Source organism: Sporosarcina sp. 6E9 (assembly GCF_017921835.1).
In the GTDB taxonomy this organism is placed as follows: domain Bacteria; phylum Bacillota; class Bacilli; order Bacillales_A; family Planococcaceae; genus Sporosarcina.
The window spans coordinates 168,336-186,035 of sequence record NZ_JAGEMN010000004.1; the positions used below are offsets into that span (position 1 = coordinate 168,336).

Below are 17,700 nucleotides of genomic sequence, written 5' to 3' on the forward strand. Positions count from 1 at the left end.
TAAAAAATAAGACTTCGCGAAGTTTTGGGAAGTCTTATTTTCGTCTATTATTCTTTTCCTAACTGAATCGCTTTCTTGATATCTTTCAATGAACGTGAAGGCCCATACATGAGTACGCCGCCCCGGTAAACACGCGCACCGAAAACACCTAATATTAAAATTGTCACGAGCATAATGGCAATGGATAGTAACGGTTCCCATAGTGGTAAATCCAACATCCCCACGCGTAAAAACATGACGAGCGGTGCGAAAAAGGGTACATAGGATGCATATTTCAGAAAACCAAGTTCTGGATTTGTGAGTCCAGGCATTGCAATCATGAACGCTAAAATGACTAAAATCATAATCGGCATAATCGCTTGTTGTACGTCTTCGGTTCGGCTAACGAGTGAACCTAACAGCGCTGCGACCGTGGCATATAAGAAATAGCCTAGTAAAAAGAAAATAATCGCGAAAACGATAGTCGAGACACTTAAATTTGAAAATCCAAAGAATGAAGAAACTCCATCCCCCATATTAGAGGCTGATGTTTTCACCGCTGTGAATCCTGCAATTCCCAATAGCATCATTTGAACTAGACCAAGTGATCCGATTCCCAATACTTTGGCAAACATATGCTTAACAGGCGATATACTTGATATCAGAATTTCCATTACACGGGACGATTTCTCCGTCGCGACTTCTGTTGCAATCATGTTTGAATAAAAAATAACCGTAAAGTAGATGAGGAAGACCAGTATATAAACAAGTCCGCGTGCCTCACTTAACTCTTCCTCGGACTTTGTTGTGGTCGAAACGGAATGCTGCTCAAACTGAATCGGCGAAAATAATGTTTGAAGTTGCTCTCCCGAAAGCAGTAACTGTTCTGCTTTCAATTCCGATTGTATTGATTGCAACGCTTCCATAATCGTCGCAGAACGACCAAAATCGAGTGCACTCATTGATGTGTAATCAGCTTGGATTGTGTTTTCTGCATCCAATCCGATGATCAGGAACGAATCGATTTCTTCACTCGAAACTTTTTCAGTTAATTCTTTTTCTGATTCGGTCGTGGTTTTAACGACAATTCCACTATTCGTAGCCTCCAACTTTTCCATCAGGGAAGCACTTAGTTCACCGCTTTCATCAACAACATAGAGTTTATCTTCACCGCCACCAGTCAAGTCTGTCACGGTATCAATGATTGTTGTCATATTGGCAAATAAAAATACAGCCGCAATCATAAAAGCCGTTGTGATAATAAATGATTTGGTCTTTAGTTTCGTCATAAATGCTTGTTTAAAGACAATTAGGAATTCACGCATGTGCTTTCCCCACCTTTGCGATAAATATGTCTTGAAGAGATGGTTCTTCAATTGCGAAATGACGGATGGGACCTGATTCCAACGCTGCCGTTAATAACTTATTGGCAATCTGCTCCGATTCCACCTGGTAAAGTGCGCCTTCAATCGATCTGCTCACTGATGTCACGCCAGAAATCGTATCTAGCTTCGATAGATCATTGTCCGAATGAATACGGACATTCTGCTTTCCAAATGACTGCTTCACCTCTCGAAGCGTTCCACTGACAATTTGCTTGCCATGATGGATAATACTTAATTCCTCACACAGTTCCTCAACATGATCCATACGGTGACTCGAGAAAATGATCGTTGCACCACTATTACGAAACTCGATAATCGCCTCTTTCAATAATTCAACGTTCACTGGGTCAAGTCCCGAGAATGGTTCATCTAGTATTAATAGTTTGGGATTATGAAGAAGAGATGCGATGACCTGGATTTTTTGTTGATTTCCTTTGGAGAGTTCCTCCACTTTTTTATTTGCATAATGGGGAATTTCCATACGATCAAGCCATTTGTTCAAACCCACTTTTGCATCAGATTTATTCAATCCGCGCAATTGCCCAAGAAAAATGAGTTGCTCCTCTACTTTCATCTTGGGATATAACCCGCGTTCTTCCGGTAAATAGCCAATTTCAGGACTAGTTTTGTAGTTAATGGAATTATTATTCCAAGTAATTCGGCCTTCGTTTGCGTTCAACAACCCTAAAATCATTCTGAAAGTTGTCGTTTTTCCAGCTCCATTTGCACCGAGAAATCCATACATTGTGCCATCCCCGACCGATAATGATAAATCATTAACTGCGGTGAAATCACCAAATCTTTTCGTTACATGTTCGAGATGTAAAGCCATTTTAATACCCCTTTCCTCTATTCCCTTTTTTACTATACGAATCTAGTCCCCTGAAGTTTCATATCGTTTAGTTTTTACGCGTGGCAATTATTGCGCCAATCGCATATGAAGATATGTGAACAACCCACATTCCAGAAATCAGAAAAAAGGTAAGTCCCGGCCCTTCAAAAATGATAATGATTCCCCACAAAATGAGTATCGAAGCCGTTGTGACAAACCAAGAAATTGATCGGGCATGTTGGTGAATTTTTGTGTACCGCTCATCATAAAGACTTTGTTTCTTCCCTTTTCTCCAAGCGTAAAATGTTAGAATTGTTGCTATGACAATAGCAAGTGGCAGACCAACAAGAAATGACCAAATCTCAAACCCTTCGTACATACTCATTCCTCCTCCGGTGTGAATACATCTTCAATCAAACAATCAAATAACTTCGCAATTTTAAACGCCAAGACAAGTGACGGGTTATACCTTCCCCTTTCCAGGGAGATAATCGTTTGTCGTGATACTTCTAATCTTTCCGCGAGCTCATCTTGCGTCAAGCCAAGCGTTGTTCGCTTTTCCTTGATCAAGTTTTTCAGTTTGATACTCCCCCTTCATTATATTCTTTTGGATATGACAACCATTGAAATAAAAACAGTACTAATTAACAATGCAGCAATTACACATACCATTTGATAACCATCCAAATTGAGGAGGTTAAATTGAAATAGCGTCATAAATACAACTAAATACCCCACTAGAACGAAGTAACTATAAAACATCCCCTTTTCCCGAATCGACCTTGAACGTTCGTCATTCGATTTAAATTGCGGATATAAATACGCGTTACAAAATGCCATGATACTAACCGATAACATAATCAACTCATGCCCAACAGGGAAAATCCCAATGGATATTGTTGCAGTTGAAAATATGATTGAGAACAGTAAGAATAATGAACCCAATACAATAAACGCTGTTTGCATTGATTTAATTGTTGACGTCATGGTTTATCCTCCTTGGGTAAAGCAAGCTTTACGTAAAGGATACTTTACTTATACACTATATGTCAAGCACCCTTTACAAATTCCTTTTTTTGAACTTTCGTAGTATACTAAACAATATACATATGGAGGGGATTTAGATGAAAACATATAAATTGACGGCATATGAATCAAAAGGCAATGTCATTATAGACGAGTCGTTATTGGCGGCAACGGATGAGGATGCGATAGAAAAAGGACAAATCATACTCGAAGGTAAAGAACTACTCGAAACAACACATCGGTTGGCTTCGCCTTCAGGGAAATTACTATTATTTCATTCATAAAAAAAGAGGTGTACAATATGAAAATCGCGTTAATCGCCCATGATGAAAAGAAAGATGAAATGGTTAACTTTACAATTGCTTATGAACCGATTTTTTCTGAATATCAATTATACGCAACGGGTACTACTGGGAAAAGAATCATGGATGAAACGAATCTGACAATCAATAGACTCATGTCTGGACCATTGGGCGGCGACCAACAAATCGGTGCCATGATCGCGACAGGCGAGTTAGATTTAATCATTTTCTTCCGCGACCCGCTAACTGCACAGCCTCATGAGCCAGATGTAAGTGCATTGCTGAGACTTTGCGATGTTTACGGCATCCCGCTCGCAACCAATAGCGCTACAGCTGAACTATTAATACGCGCCATAGAAAAAGGATATTTTTCATGGCGCGAAACAGCGGCTAAATATAAATAGAAAATGCCAAGCACTACTTAATAAGTCATTAAGTGGATGCTTGGCATTTTTTCTGTTGATTTATTGCAAAATATTTATTACTTCCCCTTGAAAATCGGCTTCCGTTTTTCCACGAACGCCTGAATACCTTCCAAGTGATCTTCCGTATTTCGCATCGCTTGTTGCGCTTCGCTTTCCATTTCCAAAACGCGTTCAAGTTCTTTCGTTTTTTGTTCATGCAAGATTTTCTTAGTCGCGATCATTGAAGCGATCGGCGAAGCAAGCAACTTATTGGCCAATGCTTCCCCGTGCTCGGCCGCTTTTCCTTCAGCAACTACCTCATCAATTAGTCCTTGACTATGAGCCACTTGTCCATTCAGCACTTGCCCCGTCCAAATAAGATTTTTCGCTTTTGGAACGCCGACACGCTCTTTCAAGAAGAAATGGCCTGCTCCGTCTGGCACTAATCCGATGCCGATAAAATTCATCGCGATTTTTGCTTCTTCCTCCGCGATTATGTAATCACAGCCAAGGACGACGCTTAACCCTAGCCCCGCTGCCGCACCGTGAACAACTGCAATTGTGATTTGTGGCAATGTGTATAGGGCGTAAGCAAGTCGGGAAACATCCCCCATGATATCCCCGATTTCCATCGGGTTATCTGGATCAAGCATCGCTTTAATATCTCCACCCGCAGAAAATGCACGCCCTTCACCGTTAATAACCAACACTTGCACTGTCACGTCTTTTTTCAATGACTCGAACACATCTGCAAGTTCTTTCATCATGACCCCGTCCATTGCGTTCATGGATGCTGGTCTGTTCAATGTTAGACGGGCAAGACGCCCCTCTGTGATTAATTCTACTGTTTTATACAAAATAACTGCACCTCTTTCAATGAAATGAATAACCATTCACTTAATGTTATTCGACTCTTTCATTGAAAGTCCTTTATTTTTTGACAGTTTCGGGAAATATGCCGTCAAGAAATGCCAATTTCTTCTCGATTGATTCTTCATACGTTAATATATACGCCGCCGGATCTTTCGGGTTATAAAACTGTTTAATATGCCCTGTGTCACGGTTGATAAACTTGCTTGAGGCCCCGCATCCAACGCCAATAATCGTTTGTACTTCTTCCATAATGACGATATTATATATGCTTTCTTCCCCTGGTTTCGCATAGCCAACGTTTTCTAGGTTACCTAATATATTTTTTTGGCGATATAAATAATACGGGTCATAGCCATTTTCCGCGTTCCATTGTTCCCCGCGCTTCATCATTTGTTCCACTGTTTTCCGGTCCGCCACTTTATACTTGTTTCGGTTTTGAGACATTTCAGATGCCCGCTTGAAAGATAATGTATGGATTGTTAATGATTCAGGTTGCATTTTTTCTGTTTCCGCAAGTGAGTGTTCGAACTCCGCCATGCCTTCATTAGGCAATCCGATAATCAAGTCCATATTAATATTTTTCATGCCCATATTTCGCGACAACCAAAACTTATCCACTGTTTCTTGAACGGTGTGATGGCGACCAATCGCTTTCAAAGTTTCATCCGTATACGATTGAGGATTAACGCTAATTCGATCTATGCCCCATTTTTTTAGCACATCAATTTTCGCTGGCGTAATGGTATCCGGTCGACCCGCTTCTACCGTAATTTCTCTAACGGATTCCATATTCGGAAATGACTCGTACATCGTCTTATACAGTTCGTCCATCTCTTCCGCTTCGATTGAAGTTGGTGTACCGCCACCGAAATAAATCGTTGTGATTTTCATATCTTTTTCTGTTAGCCATTTACCCATTTCACGAATTTCTTCGTGTAAGCCATCCAAAAACGATTCAACGCGACCGCTTTTTCGCCGTATCGCATAGGCGGGAAACGTGCAATAAGCACATTTTGTTGGACAGAAAGGAATCCCAATGTAAATACTCACTTCTTCTTTCAAATCATATAAATCAGGAACTGAACGCAGTTGGATGGCTGCAATTTTTGCTAACAGTTCTCCTTTTTCACGAGAAACGCGATAGTTTTTCATGATTTTTTCAACGGCTTCTTCAGAACTAAGTCCTTCCCGACGATACTTATGATATAACTTCATCGGTCGGATGCCCGTTAAAATTCCCCATGATTGTTTCATTCCAGTTGCTTGTTCTAAAACCTCTAAAAATACATGCGAATAAATTCTCTTTAATTGACGAGATTTAACCTTCGCATCACCATCTGCTTCAATTTCTGAAAATGTGGCCTCAAATTTTTTCCCTTCATAAGTCAAAATCGCTTTTCCAGAAATTTTATTCCCTTCGAGTTCTGTAAGGATGAAATCCACCTGGCTCGCATTTTCCACATCTTCGGTAATAATTTCGCATTGTTCAAAGAAGAGATTCGCAAGATGAGCAAACATACGAATCCAGTCCTGTGCAAATGTATTTTCAATTTTAATTTTTTGCATAGCATTTCCCAACTTTCTATTTTCTAATTCTTAATTCTAGCGTTCTGCACGTTGGAATGCACGTATTCTTTAAGATAAAAGACAAAAATAAAAACCGACATGAGTCAGTTTGAAAAATAAAAAACTGACTCATGTCGGTTTAAACATCAAAACCGTTCTACCGGTTTTACTTTAGATTGATTCATATATTTCTTGAACAGGTTTCATAAGCACACGGTTAACTTCTTCGATTAATCCGCTTAACTTCATTTCCGCCTCTAACATCGCCATAATTTTTTCGTTTGACTGAGCAAGCTGTGCCGTTTTCTGTGCGTATTCAAGTTCATCCGCTTCTACTTCTTCCCCAGCCATTTGTTTTTCTTGAAGATCCAGTTGAATTTTACGGAAGTTTTTGAACAATGCCAACGCCTCTTCGTCCGCTTTAACGACTCCAACCGCTTGTTGAACCTCTGAAAACTCTGTCGTTTGTCTAAATGTTGCTTCCAATTTGTTTAAATCATCGTAAATATTTACAGTCATGTATATTTCCTCCTAAGTAAGATTTGTTGCAAATACGATTAAGCCTTGTACAATTCCAATCGCGCCGCCTAACACTGCACCTAGAACTGTGATCATTTTGAATTCACGTCTTGAAATGCCTAGTACAAGGTCTTCCAACACTTCCACTGGAAATGAATCGACTTGCTCTTTAACCATATCATCTATTTTTAATTTGCGGAGCGATTTTTCTAATTGTTTATCAACTTGTTCAAAAGCGAATTGAATTAAAGTCGGTGTAATATGATTAGCGGTCCAATTCGCTCCCGCGGGCCAATAATCCTGTAAAGTTTTATCCAGGCGGGACTCAATCGCCAATTCTTTTTGCACATAGCCCTTAATCGAACCAAATAGTCCGTCCCAATCAAAACCGGCGAGCAGTTCATTCGCTGGACGTTTTTGCAGTTTTTCCCATTCATTTAAAATAATCGTATTAACAAGATCATAAGTGCCTGGCGCTGCAATGAATTTTAACGCTTCACGTTGCACTTTGCCAACAAGTGATTCGGATTCCCCGAAAAACATATTCACCATGCTTCCGAGTGTCCCTTTCGATGCGAGAAAATCATCGATTAACTTACGAAACATGGCTTTTCCTTCATCAGACTCGAAATATTGCTCTGATTGTTTCAAAATATAAGTCGTTATTTGTGGAATCCGCTCTTCTGCTTCTAATCGCCATTTTTCCGGAAGTAAGTCTTCAACTGCCCCTGTTGTCAGTTTGGTACGAACTAATAGAAGTCGGTCATCGACTAACTCAACAACTTTTCGTTCGACTTTTTCCGAAACAGCGGTAGCACCTGCCACTTCCAACCAGTCATTCAATGTTTTGTCCGAATGCAAAACATGTTCCTCAAGTTTTTGTTGAAGAAACTTTTCCGCCTTTTCTTCCATATCAGGCGTTAACAATTTCTTTTTAAACGTTTCCGGCGTCAATAGATAGTTCGTAACCGTTTTCCCAAACTGCTTTGCCAACTCATCTCGTCGCTTCGGAATTAGCCCTGGTGTAAAGGGTACCCGCCAAGAGCCAATATACTTTGCCTCATGTGGTCTAAATAGCATTTTAATCGCTAAATGGTTTGTAAATCCACCAATTAGCGCTCCGATGAATGCCATAAATAATAATATCCATAAAAAATCCAATCTCTTCACCTTTTTCCGTTTCGTTACGCCATAATTATAACAGATGAAAAGCAAACGGAAAAATTTGTCGCTTTATTATAAAGCGTTGTACATCGTTGAAAATCGAATCGCATGTTCCATTTCATCATTCAATGCTATGAATATCGGATTATACGCTTGTTGGATTGGAATCGATAACAACATCAACTTATACGTTTCCACGCCTTCCAATTCGCCTAGAAGCGCTTGTTTAGCACAATCTTTTAAATTATAACATGGTAACTTTTTCTTAGGGTTTTGTACAAATCTCCCCGTAAGCATATAATAGAGTTGTTGAAACATTTCATAATGACTTTTTTCATCTTCATACGCATGTTTGATGAAATCTCGCCACAGCGGATCATCTGTCAATTGATACATCGATCTATAAAAGTGGTAATCTTTGAATTCGTCCTCGATGGACTGCTTTAATTTATCAATAAACAAGTCAGCATCCTTTCGCATGTTTTTTTCAATTTTATGCGATACGGTTCTGTCTTATGAGAGGGGCACTATAATGCTACAACACTTTAGCTATAAACCAATGTTCGAAAACACGCAAATACCGGGCTGGACATTCGCTTTCTTCTCTAAGAGTGTCAGGTATACCGGCGAATATTTACCGGATGGCACTATTAAATGGCTCGGTGAAACACCGCCTGAAGAAGAAAACATTAAGAAAATGATTCACGAATTAATGACTTTTCATGTATATGACTAGAGGAAGGTACAAAAAAGAAGGGACCAAACTATTGACTATTTGGCCCCTTTAACGCCCTACCCATTTCTAACACCTCTTTTATTAAAGTATACCCGGTGTTTGAATTGGTTCATTCCTTCGATAACTTCCTTCTCCCAAAAATAAAGTAATAATACGTTGACGAAACCACATACAAGACACCAGTTATCGTAAATGCGTACGCATAGCCCCAGTAAGAACCAAACGAAATGACAAGCCCTGCTGCGATTGGTCCCATGGTAGCCCATCCTAGCTGGAAAACGGTTTGATTGATGGAATTGGCAAGCCCTTTATATTTGTCCGCTACAATTTCCATTGCGACTGCGCTTTGTATCGGATTCCCCGCATTCATCAGCGCCTGTCTTGCCAAAAATCCAATAGATGCGAGCAGAAGCGATGTTGTATAAGCTGTTAATATCAAAAATGGGATGGATACGATTTGGAATAATATTAACGCTCTCACTTTCCCGACTTTCTTCACTAATACTGGTCCGATAAGCATGGCGACCGCTGTCATTCCAGATCCCAAAGACAAAATCAAGCCAATAAATGAATTGGATGCATCAAAACGATTTGCGAAGTACAAGTTCAAATACGGAATCACTAATCCAGATCCAAGTCCGATAAGCAGGCTTGCAAATGAGAAATGGAAAATGAGAATAAGATTTCTTTTTAAACTATCGTCAATCTTAAGTTTTTGTTCCTCAAAGACTTCTTTAACGACAACAGGCACTGATTTCTTATTTTGCAGTTTAAATAGCGGGATAAGCCCAATCGTGAAAGTGACTGCACCGATTAGTAAAGCCCAGCGGATTGATTCTACTGCGCCAAGCGAAAAGGTGACTTGAAGAACATCCGATAAGACGCCGCCAAATAAACTTCCAATGACATTCGCGAGTGTCATTAATGCAAAATGCATACTAAACATATGAACACGTTCTTTTGGTTCTGTGTTTTCTGCAAGAAACGGAACACCAGAAACCTGAACGAATGCCATAAAAATACCTGTTAAAAAGGCGGCATAAATAATCGGCGTTTCTAAAACAGTCATACTACGATAAAACAACGTCATCGCGCCAAACACTGCCCCGCCGATAATCATCCACTTGCGCCCGAATTTATCGCTTAGAAATCCAGCGGGAATAAGCATAATTGCAGAAGCAAGCGCCGTCATCGAGATTACTTTACCGTTTATCGTCTCTGGCATTCCGAGCTCTTTGATATAAAGATTATACATAACCATAAAAACACCCATTCCAATTGAAATGAGCACGTTTGCAAGCATGAATAACTTAACGTTTCTATTAAATGAGGAAACTTTCTTCTTCCAATCCGCAAACCAATTCCACATACAATTCCCACTTTCGCGCATGATACTTCGGTACTCTAAATATACGCTTTCCAGAATAGTTTAGCAATAAGATTTGAATCAAAAAAAGGATCAACCATATGATTGATCCCCTTTTCTGTTATTCACCCTACTTTATTCGAAGTACCCGCCTGCAATTTGTACATTTGTGCATACTGACCACCTAATGATAGAAGTTCTTCATGCGTTCCACTTTCGATAATTTCCCCGTGATCAAGTACTAAGATTCGGTCAGCGTTTTTAATCGTTGAAAGTCGATGCGCGATGATGAATGTGGTTCGACCTTTTTTAAGAACATCCATCGCGTGTTGAATAATCTCTTCCGTTTCAGTGTCTATATTCGACGTTGCTTCATCTAAAATCAGAATCGCTGGATCGAATGCAAGCGCACGGGCAAACGAAATTAATTGACGTTGTCCGGAAGAAAGCGTGCTTCCTTTTTCAACCACTTCTTCATCAATCCCATTCGGTAAATGCCTTAAGAGTCGGTCGCCGCCAACCGCATCTAGTGATTGCTGCACTTTGTCGCGTGTGATTCGTGAATCTCCAAGTGATATATTCGATTCCACAGTACCGCTGAATAGATAAGGATCTTGTAAAACGATGCCCATATAATCACGAACAGTCTGCCGCGGCATCTCACCAATGTTCATCCCATCAATTGAAATGGTTCCTTTTGAAACATCGTAAAACCGAAACAGCAAGTTCATAATGGAACTTTTTCCCGATCCAGTATGACCGACTAGCGCGACGGTCTCCCCTTGTTTTGCTTCGAAAGAAATATCTTTCAACACATATTCTTCTTCCTTATAAGCAAACCAAACTTTTTCAAAACGAACATTCCCACGATATCTAGCAACCTTCTCATCACTCACCAGCTCCCCTTCCCGGTCAAGTAACCGAAATACGCGTTCTGCCGCAACAAGTGAATGTTCTAGCTGCGCGAATTGGTTAACGATGCCTGTAACCGGATTGAAAAGCCGTGTAATATAGTCGACAAATGCATAGAGCATCCCTACTGTAATGACACTTTCTGCTGATAATGAAGCACCCCCGAAATACCAGATAAATATCACAAATGTCAAGGAGCGAATGACATCAACTAAGTTGTATGACGTCGCAGCTTCCACTTTCAATAATTTATTTTGGTAGCGGAAATGTTTATCATTGAGTTCTTTAAATTCCTCTTCCATTTGTTTTTCACGGCGAAATGCTTGAATAATCGTCATCCCGTTTATGGATTCATTGATCATCGCATTCATATCACTTACTTTGCTTCGAATGATATGGTTCACTTTCGATGCAAATTTCCGGTAAGCCTTCATCCAAATATAAAGTATCGGCAGCACGAACAATGTAATGGCACCCATCTTCGGGTCCAAATAAAATAACGCCACAAAGATACCGGTAATATACATACCGCTGATTGCAAATTGCGACAGTACCGTTACATATAAATTTCGAATGGCTTCTGTATCATTCGTGATTCGCGCCACAACTTTCCCAGCAGGCAAGTTATCGAAATAGCGAATTGGCAATGTTTGAATATGCTCGTATAAGTCATTTCGCATTTTTTGAATGACCCGATTGGCCGCGTTTTGCAGTAATAAATATTGGAAATACCTCAATATCGCGGTTACGACAGCAAGGCCAAAAAAGACAGCTAATAATTTGGCTATCGGGGCAAAATCGATGCCCCCGTCTACTGCACCAGCGATATGTTCATCAATAATTTTCTTCGCAATCATCGGCCCCATTAAATCTGCTGTTACTGCAAATCCAAGAAGAACAATCCCTGCGAACAATAACTTTTTATAGTCAAGTGCGTAATGGAGTAATCGTTTACCAGTACCCATATTACTCAACCTCCCCGATCTGTTGGCGGTCGAATTGTTCTTTGTACCAGCCGTCATGTTCTAGTAACTCTTCATGTGTTCCTTCTTCAACAATGCGCCCATCATCAAGCACGATAATCCAATTTGCATGTTGGATTGCGGACAGACGATGCGTTGTAATAATCGTTGTCTTCCCTTTTCGTTCCGCCTGAATATTTTCAATGATTTTCGCTTCTGTTTTGGCATCCACCGCTGATAGCGAATCATCCAGTATTAAAATTTCTGGATTTTTCACAAGTGCACGGGCGATTGAAATCCGCTGTTTCTGTCCGCCAGATAAAGCAACGCCTTTTTCCCCGACCAATGTATCCAATCCATCAGGAAGCATTTCCAAATCTTTTTCAAAATAGGAAAGTCGAATCGTCTCAGCAATATCCCTTTCCGTTGCATCCGGTCGGCCAAACAAAATATTCTCTCGAACCGATCTAGAAAAAAGAACATGATCTTGCGGGACATACCCAATCCAATCTCTTACCTGATTTTTAGTCAGTGCTTGCAAATCTACACCAGAAAACGCAATTTCACCGGATCCAGCAGGATATTCTCGTAGCAGCTGTTTAACAAACGTCGTCTTCCCGCTACCGGTCTTTCCTACAATTCCGAGCGTATTTCCGCTTTCTAATTGAAGCTGAATATGATCTAAGTTAACGGTTTCGGACGTTGGATACGTAAAAACAACATCGCGGAATCCGATACTTTCCGGATTCGAAACAGCGACCGGTGTTACCGGATCTTTAACGTCTTCTTCATAATTAAGCGTCTCGGTTACTCGGTCGAGTGACGCATTCCCGCGTTGCATGACGTTTATTAATTCGCCAATCGCGAACATCGGCCAAACAATCATGGAAAGATAAACGTTGAACGTAACCAGATTGCCAAGCGTCATAACTCCCTCTGAAACTAGGTAGGCTCCGTATCCAAGTCCTATCATATAAGTAAGTCCAGTTAATATTTTGGAAATCGGCATAAACAGCGCATCTATTTTTTCTACATGCATGTTCTTTTGGTATACATCTTCCGTCATATCCGCAAATTTCTTTTCACTTGAGCGCTCTTGAACAAATGCACGCACAACGCGGACACCCGCTACGGCTTCAAGAACATTGTCGTTTAAATCACCAAACGACTTTTGCGCGACCATATATCTTTCATGAATTTTCTTTCCTAAATATTGCATAATAAATGCCAATATCGGAAGTGGCAGTACCGCGGCCAATGTCAATTTCCAAGAGACAAGAAAACCCATCGTCAAAATCAACGTAAATAAGTAGACGGTTGAATCGACTAGCGTCATAATTCCAAAACCAGCTGTTTCAGAAATCGCGCGAAGATCATTCGTCGACCTCGCCATTAAATCGCCAGTTTTGTTTTTCTCATAAAATGTCGGCGTCATTTTCAAAAAATGACCCATTAAATTTCCACGAAGTTGCCGCTCAATCACATAAGCGCCGCCGAATAACTGGAATTGCCAAACATAGTTACAGATATAATTCAGCCCCATAATCAGAAGCATCGCCCCGATGAATCCGCCTAACAGTTTTGAGGTCAATGTTTGTTGATAAATAGAATCGATGGCTTCCCCGATAAGCCAAGGCGGAATAATGACCAGCACATTCGTGATCATCAGTAAAATTAGCGCGACTGTATATCTTTTTCGATTTTCTTTAAAAAACCATTTCAATTTAAATAAAACTGAAAACATAAATAAGTCAACCCACTTCCCCATTACTTTTATGCCAACCAAATTCCTGAATAATTAATTTTCGATAAACCAAAAAGAGCACACGCCTCCTAGAGTAAGCGCGTGCTCATCATAAAGGAACGACAGATATGCCATTCCGTTCAATTAATCAAAGTAAAATTAACAGAAGTCGGCTAGGCACGGAAATACTATTAAATTAACGTTCTGTACAATGTCTATTTTATTCATCGTCCGCACCATCTTTCTATTTCGGATTTCGAAAGTTCTCGAATAATTTCAGATTAACACTTCCAATTCTAATATGTCAATACTTTTTGAAATTAAAGATAATATTTTCGCAATAATTTCATTGTATGTTCAAACGAATATTAAATGAGTTAAATATTTTCCTAGTTTATACAGGTAAACAAGCGTATCCAATTGTATTTTACCTCTAAATAATTTAATATAGACTTAACTAACGATTTTACCACTACAGGAGGTGTACACTTCGTTCTACCCCCCATTTGGGTTTGGAATGAAGTAATTATTTGGAAATTGCCATACGATTGACAGCATTTGCTGTCTTGATCGCCCTCACCGCATTTTTCGTTGCGAGTGAATTTGCAATTGTGAAGATAAGGACGACACGAATAAACCAGCTCGTTGCTGAAGGTCACCCGAAAGCAATGAATGCTAAAAGAGTAATCAGTAATTTGGATGAATATTTATCCGCGTGTCAATTAGGGATAACGATAACTGCGCTCGGTCTCGGGATGCTCGGCGAACCGACCGTGAAATTAATGCTGAGTCCAGCCTTCGCTTATTTTGATACTACACCAAGTGTAGCAAGCATCCTTTCTTTCATCATCGCCTTTACATTCGTAACATTTTTGCATGTTGTTGTTGGTGAATTGGCTCCCAAAACGATTGCGATTCAAAAAGCGGAGGAAATAGCGCTATTATTTGCTAAGCCGCTCATCGTGTTTTTTCATATAATGTATCCAGTTATTAAGGGTATGAACGGATCTGCCCGTTTTATTCTAAAGCTGTTAGGCTTCAAATCGATTTCCGAATCAGACGTTGCACATACGGAAGACGAGTTGCGATTGATTTTATCCGATAGTTTAAAAGGCGGCGAAATCAACCAAGCGGAATATAAATATGTAAATAAAATATTTGAATTTGATGATCGTGTAGCTAAAGAAATTATGGCCCCTCGAACAGAAATGATGACCATCGAAAAAGATATGACCTTGAGTCAAGTATTTGATATGTCAGGCGTTGAACAATATACGCGCTATCCTGTGACAGATGGTGATAAAGACCATATTATCGGCCTTATAAATATGAAAAACTTATTAACCGAGTATATTAAAGATCCTACAGCAGGCAATCAACCTGTTGTCAATCATATGCAGCCCATTATTAGCGTCATTGAAACGATTCCAATTGGCGATTTGCTGTTGAAGATTCAACGTGAACGAATCCATATGGCTATTCTTATGGACGAATACGGTGGAACAGCTGGGCTTGTCACTATTGAAGATATCCTAGAAGAAATCGTCGGTGATATTCGCGATGAGTTCGACACAGATGAAGTCCCTGAAGTTCAAATCGTCGGAGAAAACCATTATATATTCGATGCGAAGTTACTCATTGAAGAGGTAAATGGAATTCTTGGAATTTCAATAGACGAGGAAGACATCGATACAATTGGCGGTTGGTTCATGACTGAACGCTTCGAAGCCATGAAAGGTGAAAAAATCATTGAACAAGGCTTCGAATTTATGGTTAAAGATATGGACGGACATCACATACTGTATTTAGAAGTCTTGAAACACGAAGAGGAAGAAGCCGTAGATAGCATTGAACTATCGGCGGAATCCTAATAAAAGAGCGACTCTCCGTAAGGGGGTCGTTTTTTCATTCGGAAGGCGGGTGCAATTTGGAACTTTATTCGAATTTGAAAGAAGGCGAAAAAGGGGCTTGGCTTAGTATTTGGACATACCTCTCACTCAGTGCTGTAAAGCTAATTATTGGTTATATCGGATCTTCAGAAGCTTTAAAAGCAGATGGCCTGAATAACACAACCGATATTATCGCATCCATTGCAATTTTAGTCGGTTTACGGATTGCCCAAAAACCTCCAGACGCCGACCACCAATATGGTCATATGCGTGCAGAAACAGTTGCATCTCTTGTCGCTGCATTCATTATGGCTTTTGTCGGATTTCAAATATTACTTAGCGCTGGAAAATCAATCATCAGTCCAGTTAAAGGATCACCTTCAATGCTGACCGCAGTCGTCGCGATTTTAAGTGCAATCGTTATGTATTTGGTTTATCGATACAACTTAAAACTTTCAAAACGAATCAGCAGTGAAGCAGTTCGCGCCGCAGCATATGATAATCGTTCAGATGCCCTTGTCAGTGTTGGAACCGCCGTCGGTATTCTCGGAGCTGTGATTGGATTTCCAATCATCGACTCTATAACGGCTTTCATTATCGGTCTTTTAGTTATTTACACGGCTTGGAAAATTTTCTATCCAAGTGTCCATACGCTGACGGATGGGTTTGATGAAGATGATGTTGAAGAACTTTCCGAAATTGTTTTGCGAGTGGAAGGTGTTGTCAAACTGAAAGAATTCAAAGGTCGCATGCACGGTAATTTAATGTTTATTGACCTAACGATAACGGTGAATCCAGCACTAAACGTAATCCAAAGCCACCGAATCACTGAAGAAATCGAACTGAAAATTGGTGCTATGAAACCACATTCGGTCATTCTCGTTCATATTGAACCTGATTTGACAAATTGACATGACGCCCTTCCCACTTCTGTCACTTTGGAATGAACCGTGACGTCCTATTAGATGTCACGGTTTTTCATTGTCAAAAATGGGATGAAAAAACGACACAACTTCTTCACACTTTACTAACAACTAACATGCTTCAGTGAAGAATAATTTACTTGCATCAGTATTCACCTTATAATCAAAGAAGCAATTATTTTTAGTAGGAGTTGGTTACATGCAGAAGCGGCTTGAAAACGGGCTGATATTCATCACAATCGTTTCGTTAGTCGCCACTTTAGGGTCATTATATTTCTCTCAAATACGCGGATTTGAACCCTGTACACTTTGCTGGTACCAACGAATTTTGATGTATCCCATCATACTTATTGCAGGCATTGGCCTTTTCCAAAAAAACGCTAAGATCGCCTTAACAACAGCAATTTTTGCGTTTATCGGCGGAGGTATTTCTCTCTATCATTTTGGAATTCAAAAACTCGCATTCCTAAACGATAGCGCACCATCATGCGGGCTCGTTCCCTGTACTGGTCAATACATCAATTACTTGGGATTCATTACAATTCCATTTCTCGCACTAATTGCATTTTTACTTATCGCAATCACAAGCCTTTTCATGATGAAATGGCAAAAGGAGACGAAATAAATTGAAAAAGTTATTAGTCATTGGTGGCATTATCGTCGCTATCTTTATTCTAATTGTTGTTCTAACCAACAAATCGAATGAAACAAAACTGAAAGATAACCCATACGGCACGGACAAATTAGATCCATCGACCATTAACCTAATTGGCAACGAAAACTATAATAATATTATCTTGCCTGATGAATTGGCCAAGAAAGTTAAATCGGGTGAACCTGTAACAGCCTACTTTTTCAGTCCTACATGTCCGTACTGCATGGAAATGACGCCTGTTCTTATGCCAATCGCAAAAGAAATGGATGTCACTGTTTACCAGTACAACTTACTTGAATTCAGTCCACAAGCTTCATCTTACGGCATCAAATCAACACCTACGCTTATCCACTTCAAAGATGGAAAAGAAGTTGGAAGAATGGTCGGAGGACAACCAGCAGAAAATATTCGTGCATTTTTCACTGAATACGAAACAGAGTGAGTTATTTTGGAAGGATGAAAT

The 17,700-nt window shown here is 39.9% G+C and carries 20 protein-coding genes; 7 read left to right on the forward strand and 13 right to left on the reverse strand.

Annotated features, from left to right (window positions below; all coding sequences use genetic code 11):
• Nucleotides 1-47: 47 nt before the first annotated feature.
• The 5 genes from J4G36_RS15270 to J4G36_RS15290 form a co-directional block, all read right to left on the reverse strand.
• The gene (locus J4G36_RS15270; protein ID WP_210471267.1) at nucleotides 48-1,304 is read right to left on the reverse strand and encodes an ABC transporter permease; all 1,257 of its coding nucleotides are present in this window, start codon (nucleotides 1,302-1,304) and stop codon (nucleotides 48-50) included.
• A complete protein-coding gene (locus tag J4G36_RS15275; RefSeq protein WP_210471268.1) occupies nucleotides 1,297-2,196 on the reverse strand; it encodes an ABC transporter ATP-binding protein in 900 nt (299 codons plus the stop codon). The genes J4G36_RS15270 and J4G36_RS15275 overlap by 8 nt, the downstream gene beginning before the upstream one ends.
• 67 nt (nucleotides 2,197-2,263) lie before the next feature.
• A complete protein-coding gene (locus tag J4G36_RS15280; RefSeq protein ID WP_210471269.1) occupies nucleotides 2,264-2,575 on the reverse strand; it encodes a DUF2178 domain-containing protein in 312 nt (103 codons plus the stop codon).
• A gap of 2 nt (nucleotides 2,576-2,577) precedes the next feature.
• On the reverse strand, nucleotides 2,578-2,775 hold the full coding sequence (locus J4G36_RS15285; RefSeq protein ID WP_210471306.1) for a helix-turn-helix transcriptional regulator: 198 nt from the start codon (nucleotides 2,773-2,775) through the stop codon (nucleotides 2,578-2,580).
• 18 nt (nucleotides 2,776-2,793) lie between these two features.
• Nucleotides 2,794-3,183, reverse strand: a complete 390-nt coding sequence (locus J4G36_RS15290; protein WP_210471270.1) for a hypothetical protein — start codon at nucleotides 3,181-3,183, stop codon at nucleotides 2,794-2,796.
• 137 nt (nucleotides 3,184-3,320) lie between these two features.
• Between J4G36_RS15290 and J4G36_RS15295 the strand changes: the two genes are divergently transcribed.
• Nucleotides 3,321-3,506: a YhzD family protein gene (locus J4G36_RS15295; RefSeq protein WP_210471271.1), complete on the forward strand. Its 186-nt coding sequence runs from the start codon at nucleotides 3,321-3,323 to the stop codon at nucleotides 3,504-3,506.
• A gap of 17 nt (nucleotides 3,507-3,523) precedes the next feature.
• The gene (gene mgsA, locus J4G36_RS15300; protein ID WP_210471272.1) at nucleotides 3,524-3,928 is read left to right on the forward strand and encodes a methylglyoxal synthase; all 405 of its coding nucleotides are present in this window, start codon (nucleotides 3,524-3,526) and stop codon (nucleotides 3,926-3,928) included.
• A gap of 77 nt (nucleotides 3,929-4,005) precedes the next feature.
• Here the strand turns inward: mgsA and J4G36_RS15305 are convergent, their stop codons facing one another.
• The 5 genes from J4G36_RS15305 to J4G36_RS15325 all read right to left on the reverse strand — a co-directional run bounded on the left by J4G36_RS15305 (nucleotide 4,006) and on the right by J4G36_RS15325 (nucleotide 8,530).
• Nucleotides 4,006-4,821, reverse strand: coding sequence for an enoyl-CoA hydratase (locus tag J4G36_RS15305; RefSeq protein ID WP_246880652.1), 816 nt, complete (start codon nucleotides 4,819-4,821; stop codon nucleotides 4,006-4,008).
• A gap of 37 nt (nucleotides 4,822-4,858) precedes the next feature.
• A complete protein-coding gene (locus J4G36_RS15310) occupies nucleotides 4,859-6,367 on the reverse strand; it encodes a coproporphyrinogen III oxidase (protein WP_210471273.1) in 1,509 nt (502 codons plus the stop codon).
• A gap of 171 nt (nucleotides 6,368-6,538) precedes the next feature.
• On the reverse strand, nucleotides 6,539-6,886 hold the full coding sequence (locus tag J4G36_RS15315) for a YlbF/YmcA family competence regulator (RefSeq protein WP_210471274.1): 348 nt from the start codon (nucleotides 6,884-6,886) through the stop codon (nucleotides 6,539-6,541).
• A 12-nt stretch (nucleotides 6,887-6,898) separates the two neighbouring features.
• Nucleotides 6,899-8,056, reverse strand: a complete 1,158-nt coding sequence (locus J4G36_RS15320) for a DUF445 domain-containing protein (protein WP_368668791.1) — start codon at nucleotides 8,054-8,056, stop codon at nucleotides 6,899-6,901.
• A 66-nt stretch (nucleotides 8,057-8,122) separates the two neighbouring features.
• Complete coding sequence (locus J4G36_RS15325) at nucleotides 8,123-8,530, reverse strand: ferritin-like domain-containing protein (protein WP_246880653.1); 408 nt, start codon at nucleotides 8,528-8,530, stop codon at nucleotides 8,123-8,125.
• 52 nt (nucleotides 8,531-8,582) lie between these two features.
• Between J4G36_RS15325 and J4G36_RS15330 the strand changes: the two genes are divergently transcribed.
• Entirely contained in the window at nucleotides 8,583-8,786 is a 204-nt protein-coding gene (locus J4G36_RS15330; RefSeq protein WP_210471276.1) for a YheE family protein, read from the forward strand.
• A gap of 109 nt (nucleotides 8,787-8,895) precedes the next feature.
• On the opposite strand, the gene J4G36_RS15335 is transcribed toward J4G36_RS15330, so the two are convergent.
• The 3 genes from J4G36_RS15335 to J4G36_RS15345 form a co-directional block, all read right to left on the reverse strand.
• Entirely contained in the window at nucleotides 8,896-10,155 is a 1,260-nt protein-coding gene (locus tag J4G36_RS15335) for an MFS transporter (RefSeq protein WP_210471277.1), read from the reverse strand.
• A 122-nt stretch (nucleotides 10,156-10,277) separates the two neighbouring features.
• Nucleotides 10,278-12,029: an ABC transporter ATP-binding protein gene (locus J4G36_RS15340; protein WP_210471278.1), complete on the reverse strand. Its 1,752-nt coding sequence runs from the start codon at nucleotides 12,027-12,029 to the stop codon at nucleotides 10,278-10,280.
• Nucleotide 12,030: 1 nt separating this feature from the next.
• Nucleotides 12,031-13,770: an ABC transporter ATP-binding protein gene (locus J4G36_RS15345; RefSeq protein ID WP_210471309.1), complete on the reverse strand. Its 1,740-nt coding sequence runs from the start codon at nucleotides 13,768-13,770 to the stop codon at nucleotides 12,031-12,033.
• A gap of 548 nt (nucleotides 13,771-14,318) precedes the next feature.
• On the opposite strand from J4G36_RS15345, the gene J4G36_RS15350 reads away from it, so the two are divergent.
• The 4 genes from J4G36_RS15350 to J4G36_RS15365 all read left to right on the forward strand — a co-directional run bounded on the left by J4G36_RS15350 (nucleotide 14,319) and on the right by J4G36_RS15365 (nucleotide 17,679).
• Nucleotides 14,319-15,641 carry a hemolysin family protein gene (locus J4G36_RS15350; RefSeq protein ID WP_210471279.1) on the forward strand — a complete coding sequence of 441 codons (1,323 nt, stop codon included), beginning with the start codon at nucleotides 14,319-14,321 and terminating at the stop codon, nucleotides 15,639-15,641.
• 56 nt (nucleotides 15,642-15,697) lie between these two features.
• Complete coding sequence (locus J4G36_RS15355; protein ID WP_210471280.1) at nucleotides 15,698-16,570, forward strand: cation diffusion facilitator family transporter; 873 nt, start codon at nucleotides 15,698-15,700, stop codon at nucleotides 16,568-16,570.
• Between the two features lie 211 nt (nucleotides 16,571-16,781).
• The gene (locus tag J4G36_RS15360) at nucleotides 16,782-17,207 is read left to right on the forward strand and encodes a disulfide oxidoreductase (RefSeq protein ID WP_210471281.1); all 426 of its coding nucleotides are present in this window, start codon (nucleotides 16,782-16,784) and stop codon (nucleotides 17,205-17,207) included.
• Nucleotide 17,208: 1 nt separating this feature from the next.
• Complete coding sequence (locus J4G36_RS15365; protein WP_210471282.1) at nucleotides 17,209-17,679, forward strand: thioredoxin family protein; 471 nt, start codon at nucleotides 17,209-17,211, stop codon at nucleotides 17,677-17,679.
• Nucleotides 17,680-17,700: the final 21 nt, after the last annotated feature.